The sequence below is a fragment of the Streptomyces bathyalis genome, assembly GCF_015910445.1.
Lineage (GTDB): Bacteria > Actinomycetota > Actinomycetes > Streptomycetales > Streptomycetaceae > Streptomyces > Streptomyces bathyalis.
In genome coordinates this window covers 395,940-410,786 of record NZ_CP048882.1, presented here as the reverse complement: position 1 = coordinate 410,786, position 14,847 = coordinate 395,940, and the positions used below count along the sequence as shown (strand labels likewise).

13 protein-coding genes are annotated in these 14,847 nt (G+C 67.0%); 7 read left to right on the top strand and 6 right to left on the bottom strand.

Annotated elements, in window-relative coordinates; translation table 11 throughout:
* Positions 1–50: 50 nt before the first annotated feature.
* A complete protein-coding gene (locus G4Z16_RS01855; RefSeq protein ID WP_197348848.1) occupies positions 51–1,184 on the top strand; it encodes a cation diffusion facilitator family transporter in 1,134 nt (377 codons plus the stop codon).
* A gap of 98 nt (positions 1,185–1,282) precedes the next feature.
* Here the strand turns inward: G4Z16_RS01855 and G4Z16_RS01850 are convergent, their stop codons facing one another.
* The 3 genes from G4Z16_RS01850 to G4Z16_RS01840 form a co-directional block, all read right to left on the bottom strand.
* Positions 1,283–1,564 (bottom strand): metal-sensitive transcriptional regulator, encoded by a 282-nt coding sequence (locus G4Z16_RS01850; RefSeq protein WP_197348847.1) that lies wholly within the window; start codon positions 1,562–1,564, stop codon positions 1,283–1,285.
* A 531-nt stretch (positions 1,565–2,095) separates the two neighbouring features.
* Positions 2,096–2,407 carry a heavy-metal-associated domain-containing protein gene (locus tag G4Z16_RS01845; RefSeq protein WP_197348846.1) on the bottom strand — a complete coding sequence of 104 codons (312 nt, stop codon included), beginning with the start codon at positions 2,405–2,407 and terminating at the stop codon, positions 2,096–2,098.
* Between the two features lie 997 nt (positions 2,408–3,404).
* Complete coding sequence (locus G4Z16_RS01840) at positions 3,405–3,635, bottom strand: hypothetical protein (protein WP_197348845.1); 231 nt, start codon at positions 3,633–3,635, stop codon at positions 3,405–3,407.
* Between the two features lie 419 nt (positions 3,636–4,054).
* On the opposite strand from G4Z16_RS01840, the gene G4Z16_RS01835 reads away from it, so the two are divergent.
* Together G4Z16_RS01835 and G4Z16_RS01830 are read left to right on the top strand one after the other, a co-directional pair.
* Positions 4,055–5,260 (top strand): PLP-dependent cysteine synthase family protein, encoded by a 1,206-nt coding sequence (locus tag G4Z16_RS01835; protein WP_197348844.1) that lies wholly within the window; start codon positions 4,055–4,057, stop codon positions 5,258–5,260.
* A complete protein-coding gene (locus G4Z16_RS01830) occupies positions 5,260–6,573 on the top strand; it encodes an MFS transporter (RefSeq protein WP_197348843.1) in 1,314 nt (437 codons plus the stop codon). The genes G4Z16_RS01835 and G4Z16_RS01830 overlap by 1 nt, the downstream gene beginning before the upstream one ends.
* 100 nt (positions 6,574–6,673) lie before the next feature.
* Here the strand turns inward: G4Z16_RS01830 and G4Z16_RS01825 are convergent, their stop codons facing one another.
* Positions 6,674–7,627, bottom strand: a complete 954-nt coding sequence (locus G4Z16_RS01825) for a hypothetical protein (protein ID WP_197348842.1) — start codon at positions 7,625–7,627, stop codon at positions 6,674–6,676.
* Positions 7,628–7,875: 248 nt separating this feature from the next.
* On the opposite strand from G4Z16_RS01825, the gene G4Z16_RS01820 reads away from it, so the two are divergent.
* From G4Z16_RS01820 to G4Z16_RS01810, 3 genes are all read left to right on the top strand, one after another.
* Positions 7,876–10,146 carry a heavy metal translocating P-type ATPase gene (locus tag G4Z16_RS01820; protein ID WP_197348841.1) on the top strand — a complete coding sequence of 757 codons (2,271 nt, stop codon included), beginning with the start codon at positions 7,876–7,878 and terminating at the stop codon, positions 10,144–10,146.
* A gap of 113 nt (positions 10,147–10,259) precedes the next feature.
* On the top strand, positions 10,260–10,694 hold the full coding sequence (locus G4Z16_RS01815) for a DUF6153 family protein (protein WP_197348840.1): 435 nt from the start codon (positions 10,260–10,262) through the stop codon (positions 10,692–10,694).
* 103 nt (positions 10,695–10,797) lie between these two features.
* Entirely contained in the window at positions 10,798–11,409 is a 612-nt protein-coding gene (locus G4Z16_RS01810) for a DUF305 domain-containing protein (RefSeq protein ID WP_197348839.1), read from the top strand.
* A gap of 100 nt (positions 11,410–11,509) precedes the next feature.
* Here G4Z16_RS01810 and G4Z16_RS01805 read toward each other — a convergent pair whose 3' ends face one another.
* Together G4Z16_RS01805 and G4Z16_RS01800 are read right to left on the bottom strand one after the other, a co-directional pair.
* Positions 11,510–12,007 (bottom strand): hypothetical protein, encoded by a 498-nt coding sequence (locus G4Z16_RS01805; protein ID WP_197348838.1) that lies wholly within the window; start codon positions 12,005–12,007, stop codon positions 11,510–11,512.
* A gap of 414 nt (positions 12,008–12,421) precedes the next feature.
* Positions 12,422–12,937, bottom strand: a complete 516-nt coding sequence (locus G4Z16_RS01800) for a DUF4396 domain-containing protein (RefSeq protein WP_197348837.1) — start codon at positions 12,935–12,937, stop codon at positions 12,422–12,424.
* Positions 12,938–13,528: 591 nt separating this feature from the next.
* Here G4Z16_RS01800 and G4Z16_RS01795 point away from each other — a divergent pair.
* Positions 13,529–14,812 carry a sialidase family protein gene (locus G4Z16_RS01795; RefSeq protein WP_246530623.1) on the top strand — a complete coding sequence of 428 codons (1,284 nt, stop codon included), beginning with the start codon at positions 13,529–13,531 and terminating at the stop codon, positions 14,810–14,812.
* Positions 14,813–14,847: the final 35 nt, after the last annotated feature.

Sequence of the window (14,847 nt, the reverse complement as noted above, 5' to 3'; positions counted from 1 at the left end):
GCAGCACGCTGTCGACGACAGTCGCCGACCTAAGGGCAGGAGACGATCCCGTGACCGGACGACAGGACCAGCACACTCACGGGCCCCACGATGCGTCGGCCAATACCCGCCAACACGGCGGGAACGCGGCACACAGCCACAGCGACGGCCACAGCCACAGCCACGGCCACCCGGAGGGCCACAGCGACAGCCGCTGGGCGCGGATCCGGCACCGCCTGGCCCACGTGCTCGCCCCGCACAGTCACGAATCCGTGGACAAGGTCGACTCCGCGATGGAGACCTCCCGCGAAGGCATGCGAACCCTGTGGCTGTCCCTGGTCATCCTCGGACTCACCACAGTGATCCAGGCCGTCATCGTCGCGATGTCAGGGTCTGTGGCTCTGCTCGGCGACACCATCCACAACGCCGCCGACGCCCTCACGGCTCTGCCACTGGGTATCGCCTTCGTCCTCGGCAGACGAGCGGCCAACCGCCGCTACCCCTACGGCTACGGGCGGGCCGAGGATCTGGCCGGCATCGTCATCGTGCTCACCATCGCAGCCTCCGCAGCACTGGCCGCTCATGAGTCCATCGACCGCCTGCTCGACCCACGCGAGATCACCCACCTGTGGGCCGTGGCTGCCGCCGCCGTCGTCGGCTTCGTCGGCAACGAGTGGGTGGCCCGGTATCGCATCCGCACCGGACGCAGGATCGGCTCGGCGGCGCTCGTCGCCGACGGGCTGCATGCACGCACCGATGGCTTCACCTCCCTCGCGGTGCTCCTCGGCGTCGGCGGCGCAGCGATCGGCTGGTCGGCAGCCGACGCGATCGTCGGCCTGCTCATCACCCTCGCCATCCTCATGGTCCTCAAGGACGCGGCCCGGGAGGTCTACCGCCGCCTGATGGACTCCGTGGACCCCGAATTGATCGATACCGCCGAGGCCGCCCTGCACGAGGTCGACGGCGTACGCGATACCGGGCAGGTCCGGATGCGCTGGATCGGTCACAGCCTCCGCGCCGAAGCGGACATCGTCGTCGATCCACACCTGACCGTCGTCCAGGCGCACCAGCTCTCCGTCGCGGCCGAACTCGCCCTCATCCACGCCGTCCCCAGGCTGACCGCCGCCACGGTCCACACGGACCACATCCCCCACCGCGGCGACGAAGACCCCCACGCCCTCCTCGACCACCACACGGCATCCTGAACCACGCCGATTCTGTCCACGGCCCGCTGACGAGCGCCGGAACAGGGATGGCGCGGGCCCGTAGGAGCGGGCCACGCGTGGTCTCCGAACGCGCTGGATCAGGAGCGGACGAGGCGGGCGATGGCTTCGTTGGCTTCCTTCAGCTTGATCGTTGCCTCTTCGCCTCCCTCGGCGACGGCTCCGCTGACGCAGGTCGCGAGATGTTCTTCCATGAGTTGCAGGGCGAAGGACTGCAATGCCCGTGTGGTGGCCGTGACTTGAGTGAGGACGTCGATGCAGTACGTGTCGGACTCGACCATCCGTTGCAGTCCGCGGACTTGACCCTCGATCCGGCGAAGTCGCTTCACGACGTCGTCCTTGTGGTTGCTGTAGCTGACCATCGCCTTCACCTTCCTGCAGCCTGCGCCGCGGAACACAGTGACAGGCGTGCCTGACCTACAGCGGCGTAGGTCTGCTCTCCACATGCCTTGTGCGTCGCAGAGGGCCCACCTCTGTCCAGGGAAGACTCGACAGTTGATGGACCACCGGGCGACTGGGGCGGTACGGCTGCAACTCCGGCCCGCGTTTGCTCCTCCAGCGCACTCTGGGCGTCAATCAACTATACCCGGGGGCCGTACCGAGAGACATGGTGCGGGGTGCCGCAGAAATCCTCTCCGTATTCGAATGGCTCCTCACGGTAATTGCCTCAACTCTGCGGCCAGAGAAGGAATCGCCAGGACCAAGATCGTGAGCGGACTGGGGCAGCGGGGTGAACTCGCCTTGCTTGTAGCCGATTGACGGCAGTGGTGCACGAGGGATTTCTCGTCTCGGTGTTGAGGCTCGTCGGTGGGGTCACTGGGAGCGATCACAAACGTCGGCGGTGTACGCGTCGAGCACGCGACACGTACACCGCTTGACTGAGTGGGGTGTCCTCAGACTGCGACCCGGCCCGTGAGTTCGTAGCCCGCCTCGTCGATGGCCGCGGACACGTCGGCGTCCGGGAGCTGCTTGTCGCTGTCGACTGTCACCTGGCCGGTCCCAAGGTCCACGGCCACGGCCTTTACTCCATCGACCTTGCTCAGCTCAGTCGTCACGGCGGTGACGCAGTGTCCGCAGGTCATGCCCTGCACGTGGAAGATCTCGCGTACGGCAGGGGTGGCCTGGTCGCTGGATGCCTCTGAAGTGCCACAGGAACCGCAGCAGGAGGACGACTCCGAAGTCTCGACGGTGTTGTTCTCGGTCATGTCAGTGCTCTCCCAGTTGATTGATCGAGGGGGTGATTGCTCGAGACGCCGCGCTCCTGGCGGGAACGGCTCAGCCACGTTCGTTCCGCCGGGCGTCGTGCCCTCGTTCGCTCCAGTTCGGGTAAGCTACCATACCCCCCTAGGGTAATTGACTTGTCAGGTCGAAGCTGACAGTGCGGTTCCCTGGAGTGAACCGGTCAGCGTTGTCGGCCAGGAATCCACACCACGCTGCGGGGGAGCCGGCCCGGCCGTGTGGCCGACTGAGTTCCTGCTTCGGCCAGTTGGGGAGGTGACATAGCCGACACAGGGCAACACCTCAGCGTTTCAGCTGCTCAGCTGGGTGTGTGCCCTTGGGTTCGGACTCGTTGACGCGGGATCCCGGAGGGGTTGCCTGTCTCGTGCCAGGAAGACGTTAGGATCACGACATGGTTACGGCCTGGTCGCCCTCGGGTGCGCCGCGAGTCCGCTTGTCGGCGGGATCACGGCGCCTCTTGCTGGTGGCCATGCTGCTGTTAGGGCTCGTGTACACGCACGGCGTGAATGCTGAAGACGTCTCCAGCCATCTCACGATTGCGAGTTCTGCCTCCGCGACACCCGGCACTCATGACTCGGGCGGACAGGACGGAACGGTTGTCCAGAACGTCCCTGCGGGATCTGCTGAATCCCACTCGCACCATGGCGACGACCACGGCTCTTTTCACCCCGCGCATGAGTGTCTACCTGGTCAGCCACAACAGGGGCCCGCTCTGGGAGCACCAAGTGCGTGCTTGTCGGCCGGCGGGTCGCTCTTCTCCGGTCAGCGGCGTGATGTGCCCTCCTTGAGTGAAGGAGCGTCGGCTCCGCTGCGGTTGAGAGATTCCACGGGGTCAGGCGTCCTGCGGATATAGGATCCGCCCCGCTTTGCGCGGTGCGCTCTGCTTGTCAGGCCCTCAACTGCCGGTGCCCATGCGGAGCGCCTGCCGGCCCGCGCCACATCTCCGTCGCTCAACGTGACGGTTCAGGCGTTGCCGCCCGCGCAGAGTTCCTCCAGCCGTTTCGACCATGTCGCTTCGCCGTCCCGCGGTGAAGCATGCCGCTCCGCGGAGGAAGCGTGCTGTTCCACCCCCCTGACCGACGCCCCACTGTGCTTGTGCCTTGGTGTCACCGTCTGATTGCCGTGCTGTTGGGCGGTCTGTTCCTCGTCGGATTCGACTGCGGGGCACTCCTTCACGGCCTCGACCATCGCCATGGTTCAACCTATGCCGGCTCCACGTCGCCATCGGCTGAGGACCACAGCGACGTTGCTGCCGAAACGCAGACGTCGCTGAGCAGTGAGTCCTGTTCGATGCTCGGGCTCGACGACGGGGATGAGGGACGAAACCAGTCCCAGCCGGGCCCCACACCGCTGGTCGCCCCTCCTGGGGCAGCGGTCGTTGCTGCGACGCGTGCCCGCACTGCACCACCTCGGGCCCGAAGTCCTGACAGAGCTCAATCGGGTCGTTCCAGACTCACAGTCGTGTGCCGGTGGCGCATTTAGGCCGAGTTCGATGCAGCCGCATGAGTCGGGCTGCCGCATTCCGTTGCCAGGGCGGGCCGTCACGGTCCTGCCCGGATGGCGGCGTGCGAGATGAGCACTTGCTGATGCCCATCATCGAATGAGAGCGGAACATGCAATCCCAGACCACCCCTGACGTCACACCCCCCGCCCGCTCTGCCCTCTCCGGGCTCGTCGGCGACACGCCACTCCTCCAAGTCTCCGAACCGCTCACCTCTCCCGGGCGCGGCTTCTGGGCGAAGCTGGAAGGCTTCAACCCCGGAGGAATCAAGGACCGCCCCGCTCTGCACATGGTCGAGCGCGCTCGCGCCCGCGGCGACCTCCGTCCCGGGGCCAGAATCATCGAATCCACCAGCGGCACCCTCGGCCTTGGGCTCGCCCTGGCCGGCATGGTCTACGCACACCCGGTGACCCTGGTCACCGATCCTGGTCTGGAAGCCTCCATGACACGGTTGCTGACCGCCTACGGAGCCCAAGTCGACATCGTCGGCGAGGCGCACCCCACCGGTGGCTGGCAGCAAGCGCGACGAGACCGCGTAGACCAACTACGGGTAGAGCACCCTGAGTCGTGGTGCCCGGACCAGTACAACAACCCCGACAACATCTCCGCCTACACCCCGCTCGCGTTGGAACTCGCCTCAGAGCTGGGCCATATCGACGTTCTGGTGTGCAGCGTGGGAACCGGCGGCCATTCCGCGGGCGTCTCCCGAGTCCTTCAACAGCTCTATCCCGGGATGCAATTGGTCGGCGTCGACACCGTCGGATCGACGATCTTCGGACAGACGGGCCGGCCACGGCTGATGCGCGGCTTGGGCTCCAGCATCTATCCCGGCAACATCGCCTACGAGAACTTCAGCGAAGTGCACTGGGTGGCCGCCGCAGAAGCGGTGTGGACCTGCCGCCAGCTGGCGAACTCCCACTACGCCACCGGTGGCTGGAGCGTCGGGGCGGTCGCCCTGGTCGCGGGATGGCTGGCCCGTACCCTGCCGGCCCAGTCCCGCATCGCGGCCATCTTCCCGGACGGGCCGCAGCGATATCTGGAGACCGTCTTCGACGACGACTACTGCGCAGCCCACGGCCTGCTCGACTCCCCACCCGCGCCCGAACCAGAGGTGATCGGCCGCCCCGACGAAAAGGAAGTCACCCGCTGGACCCGGTGCACCACCGTCGTCGACCCCCTCACCCGGAACGACTCGGCGAGGAAGAACGACGTGGTGGATCTGCTCGCCGGCGACGACGAGGAATCAGACGCGTCGTTCGGGACCGAAGCAGCGGGACAACTCGCTGAGTCCGATGCGCCGGGGGAGGGAGGCAAGTGATGGCTCGGCAGGCACGCACCAAGGGCTTCATCGCGCAGACACGCTCCTACGAGCGCAGCACCCAGCTGTTGATGGTCAATCAGTTCACCATCAACCTCGGTTTCTACATGCTGATGCCGTACCTGGCTTCGCACCTGTCCGGGACGCTCGGCCTGGCAGGCTGGCTCGTCGGACTCGTCCTGGGGGTACGGAACTTCAGCCAGCAAGGCATGTTCCTGGTCGGGGGTACCCTCGCCGACCGGCTCGGCTACAAGCCGTTGATCGTCGCGGGCTGCGTGCTGCGTACGCTCGGCTTCGCCACCCTTGGCCTGGTGGATTCCGTCCCGGCCCTGCTGGCCGCGTCCGCGGCGACGGGGCTGGCGGGAGCACTGTTCAATCCCGCCGTACGGGCCTACCTCGCCGCGGATGCGGGCGAGCGCCGGGTCGACGCCTTCGCGCTCTTCAACATCTACTACCAGGCCGGAATCCTGCTCGGACCCATGGTCGGCATGCTGCTGACGGGCATCGACTTCCGAGTCACCTGCCTGGTCTCGGCTGCCATCTTCACCCTGCTCAGCATCGTGCAGATCCGGGCCCTGCCGGCCCGCAGGGGCGACAACGCGAAGGACGACAAGCGAGTCAGTGTGCTGGCGCAGTGGCGCAGCATCGTGCGGAACCCGTCGTTCCTGCTCTTCTCCACCGCCATGATCGGCTTCTACGTCATGCAGTTCCAGGTCTATCTCGCCCTGCCGCTCGAGGTCCGGCGTCTGGGTGGCGAGGGAACCTTCGGCACTGCCGCGGTGGCGTTGATGTTCGCCGTTTCAGGGCTGAGCACCATCCTGGGGCAGACCAGGCTCACCGCCTGGTGCAAGGCACGCTTGGCACCGGGGCAGGCCCTCGCCTGCGGGTTGCTGATCATGGGCGTGGCATTCGTCCCGCTGCTGGCGGCCACGGCGATGCCCGTGCCGGACGTTGGCGTGGGTCTCTGGTTGATGGCCGCGGTCCCGCCGTCGCTGGCTGCTCTCCTGCTTGCTGTGGGCACGATGATCGCCTTCCCCTTCGAGATGGACACCATCGTCCGTCTGTCCGGTGACCGGCTCGTCGCCACCCACTACGGGCTGTACAACACCATCTGCGGCATCGGCATCACCCTCGGCAATCTGCTGACCGGGGCCGCCCTGGACGCGGCGCGTGCGGCCGGGGTCTCCGCAATCCCCTGGATCGCGTTGCTCGCGCTCGGGGTTGGGTGCGCGGTAGCGCTGTACGGTCTCCACCGAACCGGCCGGCTGGCTTCCCCCGAGGCAGCCGCACAGCCGGAGCCCGCAACGGCCTGAGCGTAGCGCGGCCCATCAGCGGTGGAGGGGCGAGCAGTTGCTCGCCCCTCCACTCATGGCCGAAGTACTGGGCTGCGTCGAGATCTTGCTCGACTTCCACTCAGTGCTTGTGACTGTCGCCGTCCCCGTGCTCGGCGGGCTCTTCCTTCTTCGGCGAGTCGCCGTCAGGGCCGGCCGCGACCGTGAATTCGGCCGTGCGGACCTTGCCTTCGTGCTTGAAGTCGAGGAAGAGGCGGTAGGTGCCCTCGCTCGGAGCCGTCGCAGTGAAGGAGATCTCCGGACCAGGCTTCGTCGTGCCGTCGCCGGGCTCTCCGTTGGGATGGACGTGGAGGTAGGCAAGGTCGCCGCCGCGCAGAGCGACAAGATGCCCGTAGGCCCCGAGATAGGGCTGCAGATCCTTGACCGGACGGCCCTTCTTGGTGACCTTGAGCTTCACCTCCTCCGCAGCCCCTGGGCGCAGGCGGCCATCGAGGGTCACCTTGTATCCGTCGACTTCCGAACTGCGGGACTCCTCGGCCGGTTCGCCGGGCTCGTAGTCACCGGCGACAGGCAAGTCCACGCCCAGGGTGAGGTTCTCCGCGTCCTTCGCCTTGGGCGTGAAGTCGGCGAACATCCGGTAGTCGCCTGCCTTGGGGAGCTCGGCCGAGATGCTCCATGTGCCGTCGGCTGCCCGGGTCGGGTGCAGGTGACGGAAGGTGGTGAGGTCACGCGAGGCGAGGATCAGATGCAGTTCCTTGTCGTGTTCGCGCTTGAAGCCTGTGACCTTCTTGCCTTTGCTGTCCCGGATGACGAAGCGCAGGTCTGCCTTCTTGTCGGCCTCTAGCTGCCTGGTCTCCAGATCGAGGGTGTAACCGCCCTCGGAAACCTGCAGCCCCCCGGCCGGGGCATCGCCCCCTGCGCCGTCTGCCTTCGCCGCACCCCCTGGGTGACCACCGTGGGCCGCGGGTTTGGCGGGGGAGGTCACGGGGTCGACGACCTTGCCGACGCCGTAGGCGGCGCCGAAGGACGCAGCCAGGGCCGCGACGAAGGCAGTGATCTTCACTCCGGTGTGCATGGCTACTCCTGTGGCGCGGTGCAGACGTGACTATCGGCACGGCCACTCTATACCCCCCTAGGGTATTATCAAGACCGAGGAGACTTGCCTCTCGATAGAGGGAGGGGGTATATCTTAGGCAGTGAGATCATACCCCCCTAGGGTATGATTCGATGGCCTCGCAGATTCCCCGTCCGAGTGGCCGACCGGGCGGGGTCTGCAGACGTAGTGCAGGGCCCGCCCTGCAACTTCCATCGCGAGGAGCAGTGATGACTACGACGGTTTCCCGGACAGGCGAGGTCGAGCTCGCCATCGGCGGGATGACCTGCGCCTCGTGCGCCGCTCGCATCGAGAAGAAGCTCAACCGCATGGACGGGGTCGAGGCGACCGTCAACTACGCCACGGAGAAGGCCAAGGTCCTCCACGGCGACGGCGTCGCCGTGGAAGATCTGATCGCCACCGTCGAGGCCACCGGCTACACCGCGGAGCTTCCCGCTCCCGTTCGTGCGGAAAGCGCGACCACCGATGCGGACGACGAAGACCAAGAGGGCGACGAACTGCGGCCGCTGCGGCACCGTCTCGTCACTGCGGTGATCTTGGCGGTTCCCGTCATCGCGATGGCGATGGTGCCGGCGCTGCAGTTCGAGTACTGGCAGTGGCTCTCCCTCACCTTCGCGGCGCCGGTGGTCACCTACGCCGCCTGGCCCTTCCACCGGGCAGCATGGACCAACGCCAAGCACGGCGCCGCCACGATGGACACCCTCATCTCGGTGGGAACCGCGGCCGCGTTCCTGTGGTCGCTGTGGGCGCTGTTCTTCGGCACTGCCGGCACGCCCGGCATGACACATCCGTTCGAGCTGACCATTGCTCGCACGGACGGCGCCGGCAACATCTATCTCGAGGCCGCTGCAGGTGTGACGGCGTTCATTCTCGCCGGTCGCTACTTCGAATCCCGCTCCAAGCGAAAGGCCGGGTCGGCGCTCAAAGCGCTGCTGCAGCTGGGGGCACGGGAGGTCACCGTCCTCCGGGACGGACGCGAGGAGCTGATCCGTACCGAGGACCTCAACGTCGGTGACCGTTTCCTCGTCCGTCCCGGAGAGAAGATCGCCACAGACGGAGCGGTGGTCGAAGGTGCCTCCGCGGTCGACACATCGATGCTCACCGGAGAGTCGGTGCCTGTGGAGGTCCGCGTCGGCGACACCGTCACCGGCGCCACTCTCAATGCCGGAGGACGGCTCATCGTCGAGGCCACCCGGATCGGCGCGGACACCCAGCTCGCGAGGATGGCGAAACTGGTCGAGGACGCACAGAGCGGCAAAGCCGCCGCGCAGCGCCTGGCCGACAAGATCTCCGCTGTCTTCGTCCCCATTGTCATTGCCCTGGCCCTCGGCACACTCGGCTTCTGGCTCGGCAACGGCAGCGGGCTGACCGCGGCCTTCACTGCCGCAGTTGCCGTTCTGATCATCGCCTGCCCCTGCGCCCTCGGACTCGCCACCCCCACTGCTCTCATGGTCGGCACCGGCCGTGGCGCACAACTCGGCATCCTCATCAAGGGCCCCGAAGTTCTCGAGACGACGCGCAAGGCCGACACCATCGTCCTCGACAAGACAGGCACCGTCACCACCGGCAAGATGACCCTGCTCAAGGTGCATCCGGCCGAAGGTGAGGACGAGACCGAGGTCCTGCGCCTTGCCGGGGCACTGGAGCACGCCTCGGAACACCCCATCGCCCAGGCCGTCGCCGCCGGAGCCGCGGAGAAGGTGGGCGCCCTCCCGGTTCCCGAGGACTTCGCGAACCAGCCCGGCCTCGGAGTCCAGGGGGTCGTCGAAAGTCACGCCGTACTCGTGGGCAGGGAGAAGCTGCTGACGGACTGGACGATCGAGCTCCCTTCGGACCTCAAGCAAGCCAAGGCAGAGGCCGAGAGCGCCGGCCGCACCGTCATCACGGTCGCTTGGGACGGTGAAGCACGCGCAGTCCTCGAGGTCGCCGACGCCGTGAAGGAGACCAGCGCCGAAGCCGTGCAGCGCCTCCGCGCTCTCGGTCTGACTCCTGTTCTGCTGACCGGCGACAACCGTGCAGTGGCCGACGCGGTCGCAGCAGAGGTCGGAATCGCTCCTGGCGACGTCATCGCGGAAGTCATGCCCGAAGACAAGGTGGACGCGGTCAAGCGGCTGCAAGGGGAGGGGCGCTCGGTGGCCATGGTCGGGGACGGCGTCAACGACGCGGCAGCCCTCGCCCAGTCCGACCTCGGGCTGGCCATGGGTACCGGGACGGACGCCGCGATCGAAGCGGGAGACCTCACCCTCGTACGGGGCGATCTGCGGGCAGCGGCCGACGCCATCCGCCTCTCCCGCCGCACCCTGGCGACCATCAAGTCCAACCTCTTCTGGGCCTTCGCCTACAACGTCGCGGCTCTGCCCTTGGCCGCGGCTGGACTGCTCAATCCGATGATCGCCGGAGCGGCAATGGCCTTCTCCTCGGTGTTCGTGGTCAGCAACAGTCTGCGGCTGCGGCGCTTCCGCCCGATGACAGCAAGCTGACGACACTGCCGTGCGCGGCGGCGCCATCACAACGGGCCGACGGCCTCGTCGATGGCCGCCGCCGTGCAGGCATTCACCAGACGCTTACGTGTCCCCACCCTAGGATTGCCACCATGGTCAGCACCCGGCGCGCACTCCGTCCCCTCGGGGTGCGGGGTGTGCTTCTGATGCTGGCCGTACTCACGGGGCTGGTCGCCATGCACGGCCTCGGGCCGACGCCTGCGCCCCAGCATGAGCGGGCCATGCCGGCCATGAGCAGTCATGGCCACCTTGCAGGCAAGGCAGCGCCCGGCCACGAGACTGCGGCGCGTGCTGCGGAATCCGCCTGCCATCACATGGCCTACGGGGCCAGCAGCGGCGGTCACCTCAATCACGCCGACGCCACCTGTGCGGCGAGCGGGATCAGCGGCAGCCCGACGCTCACGACACCAGCCCCCGGCCAGTCCGTCGATGCGCCCTTCGCTGCGCCTCGACTCCGGAGTGACGCCGCGACCGCCACCGAGCGGGCGCCACCGTCGCTCTCGCAACTCCAGCTCCTGCGCATATAAGCCGCGCCGCACGGTGCCGGGCGACAAGACCCGGTGCCCCCAGGCCATGTCCTGGGACCCAGGCGCACACCAACACTTCTCATGACGCAGGAGCAGTATCACCATGACCGCACACCGTTCCTTCTTCCGCGCTGCCACGGCAGTCGCGGCGACCACCGTCGCTGCCGCAGTCCTCACCGCGTGTGGCGGCAACGACGACAGTGCCGGCGGCCACGGCGGGCACAAGAGCTCGGCGCCCGCCTCGAAGGGCAACCACAACTCCGCTGATGTGTCCTTCGCGACAGGAATGATCCCGCACCACCGCCAGGCCGTGGAGATGGCCGAACTGGCCGACTCCCGAGCCTCTTCGGCGGAGGTGAAGTCCCTCTCCAAGGACATCGAGAAGGCGCAGGGACCTGAGATCAAGAAGATGTCCGGCTGGCTGAAGTCCTGGGACCAGAAGGTGCCCGAGGAGATGCCCGGCATGGATCATTCGGAACACGGCATGCCCGGCATGATGAAGCCCGAGGACATGGACAAGCTGAAGAAGTCCTCCGGCAAGAAGTTCGACGACGCTTTCCTGAAGATGATGGTCGAACACCACGAGGGCGCCGTGATGATGGCTGCCACCGAGAAGTCCGACGGCAAGTACAAACCCGCCAAGGACATGGCACAGGACATCACCACGTCGCAGACCGCCGAGATCAAGCAGATGAACAAGCTTCTCGGCAAGTGACCGGACGGGGCAGGGGCCGCACCCGCGAGGGCGGCCCCTGCCCCCGGGTCTCTTCAGGGCGCGGATGGAGCGCGTGACAAGTAGCGAGGCAGGTCGGATCTCACACGAGTGCAACGACGAGTGCCGTGACGCTGACAAGCGCGAGCCCGGCACGCGCGGCGTGTCCGGACTCCCAGCGGTCCCGAAGGTCGGTCCACTCCACGTGACCAGCACGACCCATACGCCGGCGTCCCGCGAAGGTGAAGAAGCCCGAGCTTAACCGGTCGAGGCTCTCGCCCTCCAGCCAGAAACCGTTCACGGGGTGCACGCGCAGCCAATAGACCGCCTGCATTCCTACGAGGGCCACCACCGCGACCGCACGCAGCATGAAGTCGACGCCGCCGACTTCGGTCAGTGCCAAGGCCGCCGCGGTGACGAGAATGCCCGGAACCTCGCTGAGCCCGGCGATCGTGAACCCGGGGTAGTAGATCTGCTGCACCGCTACGTACTCGGAGCGCGTGAGGCGCAGCTTGCCCGGCAATTCCAGTACGTGCGCAACGGCCGGAGCCATCGCCGCGCACGCCAAGAGCGCCGCGAGTACCCCCATCACATCAGTCATCGAGCCGTCCCGTGCGGCCTCCGAGAATGGGCGGCCAAGTCAAACAACCGTCTTGCAGCTCAAGGAACGGTAGACCGAAGTAGGTCCTCGATCCTGCACCGACGCCTCCGCACACCCTCAACGAGTCACGAGGCCTGGAGTGTGACTTCCCTGCTCAGCAGGGGACTTGCGTACTCGCTCGGGCCGCTCGCGCCAAAAGTACTTCTCCGACGTAGAAGCGATCCTTTCCGCATGGCCCGAGCGTCAAATCACCGGACACCTCAGGCAACTCGCTGAAGTCCGGGACCGGACGAACGGTTCAAAGCGACGGCCGCCCCCGGCGTTGACCAAGAACTCCGGGCACGACGGCCAACTTGGGGACCCTTGACTTCGGGTCTGCCGGCATCGCGCCGTGCTCTCGCTGCGACCTTTCGGTCAGTGATAGGCGTGGACGACGGCGTGACCCTTGCCCCGGCCGATCATCCACTTGTTGATCGGAGTGGTGACCACGAAGGCAACGGCGAAACCGCCCAGCAACGAAGACCAGAACAGCCCGTCCGACAGATGGGCATCAATCGCGCCGGGAACCAGGGCGATGATGCCGTTGTCGATCAGCTCCATCACCGCGATGGAAATCGTGTCAGCGGTCAGCGCGACCTTGATGGCGCCCGCCCAGCCCAGCCCAGCCCTGCGGACCGCAAACAGAGTGAAGGAATAGCCGAAGACGAACGCCAGGGCGATCGCCAGAACCATCGTCGGCACATTGCCCCACAACAGGGCCGTGCCGATGACCATGCCGAGGATCTCGCCGATGGCGCAGCCGGTCAGGCAGTGCAGCGTCGCCTTGGCGGCGGTGCTCCAGGTCGCGCCCCCCGGACCTTCAGCGCCGTGATCGCGATGTCCGGCGTGGCCGCGGCCGGATGCGTTCCCACCCTGGGCAGCGTTTTCCATGACCTTCCCCCATCCTCATTCCCGTCGGGTGTGGCCGGTGCGTCCACATCCGAAAGGATACCCCCTACCCGTATGCAGGTAGGTGGGTCGGGCGATGCGGCCGCGTCACCCACCGGCACGCGGGTGCCATGACTTCACGGGCGTCGTGGCAGGCGCCGAAGTGAGCCGGCGCTGGCGCTTCCAGGCCCACTCGCGCGACGAGTGCTGCCGAGGACCAGATGCAGACAGATGCGCCCCGGGGATTGCGTCGCCCAGGGCGACGCTTCGCGGATGGTCCAGTGCAGTCGTTGAGTTGGGCCCACCAATGCGTGAAACGCGCACCGGGGTAGCTCAACTGAGACTGACGGGAACGGGGTTACCCATGCCGACTGACACCGAACCTGCTCAGTAGGTGATCTCAGCTCTGTGCCTTCGGACTGCTGATCCGGTTCGCGGGGGCCGGGAGATGCGCTGTCACTGTGCGTCGCGGGTGATCCTCACAGCAGGGCGTGCGTAAAATACGCGCGCTTCTATTGCGTGATTCGCGCAGCAGTGCCATGGTGCGTGACTACCACACAGTCCCGTTGGCGGATCACGGACGAAGGAGACGCGATGGGAATCGCCGGCGTCGGCCGCCTCACGGCGCTGTGGGGTCTCGTGGGCCCGGGCGGTCCACCTACGACAAGCCACCACGAGCCCCTTCGAATCAGCGCGGAGGCGAAGATGAACAGTCGGTCGAGCAGCTCCGAGAACACTCGTCGCGCTGCCCGCGGCGCTTTCGACGCGAGCGATGTCGAGCCCGCCGAGAGCTTCCTCCCGGCTCCCACAGTGCAGTGCCACGCCGCGAACCTTGTCCTGCTGCCGGACGGATCGCTCGGTTGCTCGTGGTTCGGCGGCACGCAGGAGGGTCTCTCCGACATCGCCGTCTGGTTTTCCGTCCTCTCAGCGGACGGCACCTGGGCCACGCCCGTGAAGGTCAGTGACGACGCGACACGCTCGGAACAGAATCCGGTGCCCTTCCTTGCCGGGCCACACGAACTACGTATCTACTTCACCGCCCAGAACGCGGGGGACCAGGACACGGCGGAGGTCCGGCTGGCATCCTCCGGCGACGGTGGCCGGTCGTGGGAACCCGGGCAGACCGCGGTGCCCGCCAAGGCCGGGACTGGCGTCTACATCCGCCAGCCGCCCCTGGTCCTCGAGGACGGCCGGCTGCTGCTGCCCGCCTTCTACTGCCCCCGGCCCGAGAACGGCCGTTGGGTCGGTGATGCCGACTACAGCGGGGTGCTGGTCTCGTCGGACAACGGCTCGACGTGGACGGCCCACCAAGTCCCCGAGAGCACGGGCTGCGTGCACATGAACGTCCTGCGTCTGCACGACGGTTCGTTCCTCGCTCTCTTCCGGCGACGGCAGGCCGACTTCATCCACCGCAGCCACTCGACCGACGGCGTCACGTGGAGCGCACCGGTGCCCACGGACCTCCCCAACAACAACTCGTCGGTCCAGGCGGTCGTGCTCCACGACGGCCGCGTTGTCGTGGCCTACAACCACAGCAGCGCGGCAGACGCAGCCGAACGTCGCTCCTCGCTCTACGACGAGATCGACGGCTCGAGTACGGACACGCCGACACCCCCCGGGCCGGCCTTCTGGGGGGCGCCACGGGCGCCACTCACGCTGGCCGTGTCCTCCGACGGCGGCCTCACGTGGCCGGTGAGCAGGAACGTCGAGGAGGGCGATGGCTACTGCCTCACCAACAACTCCCGAGAGGGACACAACCGCGAACTGTCCTACCCCTCGCTCGTGCAGACCGCCGACGGTCTGCTGCACCTCGCCTACACGCACTTCCGTCGAGCCATCAAGTACGTGCAGCTGCACCCCTCGTGGCTCGACGGCTGAGCGTCCGCTGACCCGCCGCGACCCGTTCATGGGTC

Coding starts and splice junctions, on each gene's coding strand:
- G4Z16_RS01840 (WP_197348845.1), bottom strand. CDS start 3,635: ATGGCGATGGTCGAGGCCGTGAAGGAGTGCCCCGCAGTCGAATCCGAC.
- G4Z16_RS01845 (WP_197348846.1), bottom strand. CDS start 2,407: ATGACCGAGAACAACACCGTCGAGACTTCGGAGTCGTCCTCCTGCTGC.
- G4Z16_RS01825 (WP_197348842.1), bottom strand. CDS start 7,627: ATGCACACCGGAGTGAAGATCACTGCCTTCGTCGCGGCCCTGGCTGCG.
- G4Z16_RS01805 (WP_197348838.1), bottom strand. CDS start 12,007: ATGACTGATGTGATGGGGGTACTCGCGGCGCTCTTGGCGTGCGCGGCG.
- G4Z16_RS01830 (WP_197348843.1), top strand. CDS start 5,260: ATGGCTCGGCAGGCACGCACCAAGGGCTTCATCGCGCAGACACGCTCC.
- G4Z16_RS01795 (WP_246530623.1), top strand. CDS start 13,529: ATGGGAATCGCCGGCGTCGGCCGCCTCACGGCGCTGTGGGGTCTCGTG.
- G4Z16_RS01800 (WP_197348837.1), bottom strand. CDS start 12,937: ATGGAAAACGCTGCCCAGGGTGGGAACGCATCCGGCCGCGGCCACGCC.
- G4Z16_RS01820 (WP_197348841.1), top strand. CDS start 7,876: ATGACTACGACGGTTTCCCGGACAGGCGAGGTCGAGCTCGCCATCGGC.
- G4Z16_RS01815 (WP_197348840.1), top strand. CDS start 10,260: ATGGTCAGCACCCGGCGCGCACTCCGTCCCCTCGGGGTGCGGGGTGTG.
- G4Z16_RS01835 (WP_197348844.1), top strand. CDS start 4,055: ATGCAATCCCAGACCACCCCTGACGTCACACCCCCCGCCCGCTCTGCC.
- G4Z16_RS01850 (WP_197348847.1), bottom strand. CDS start 1,564: ATGGTCAGCTACAGCAACCACAAGGACGACGTCGTGAAGCGACTTCGC.
- G4Z16_RS01810 (WP_197348839.1), top strand. CDS start 10,798: ATGACCGCACACCGTTCCTTCTTCCGCGCTGCCACGGCAGTCGCGGCG.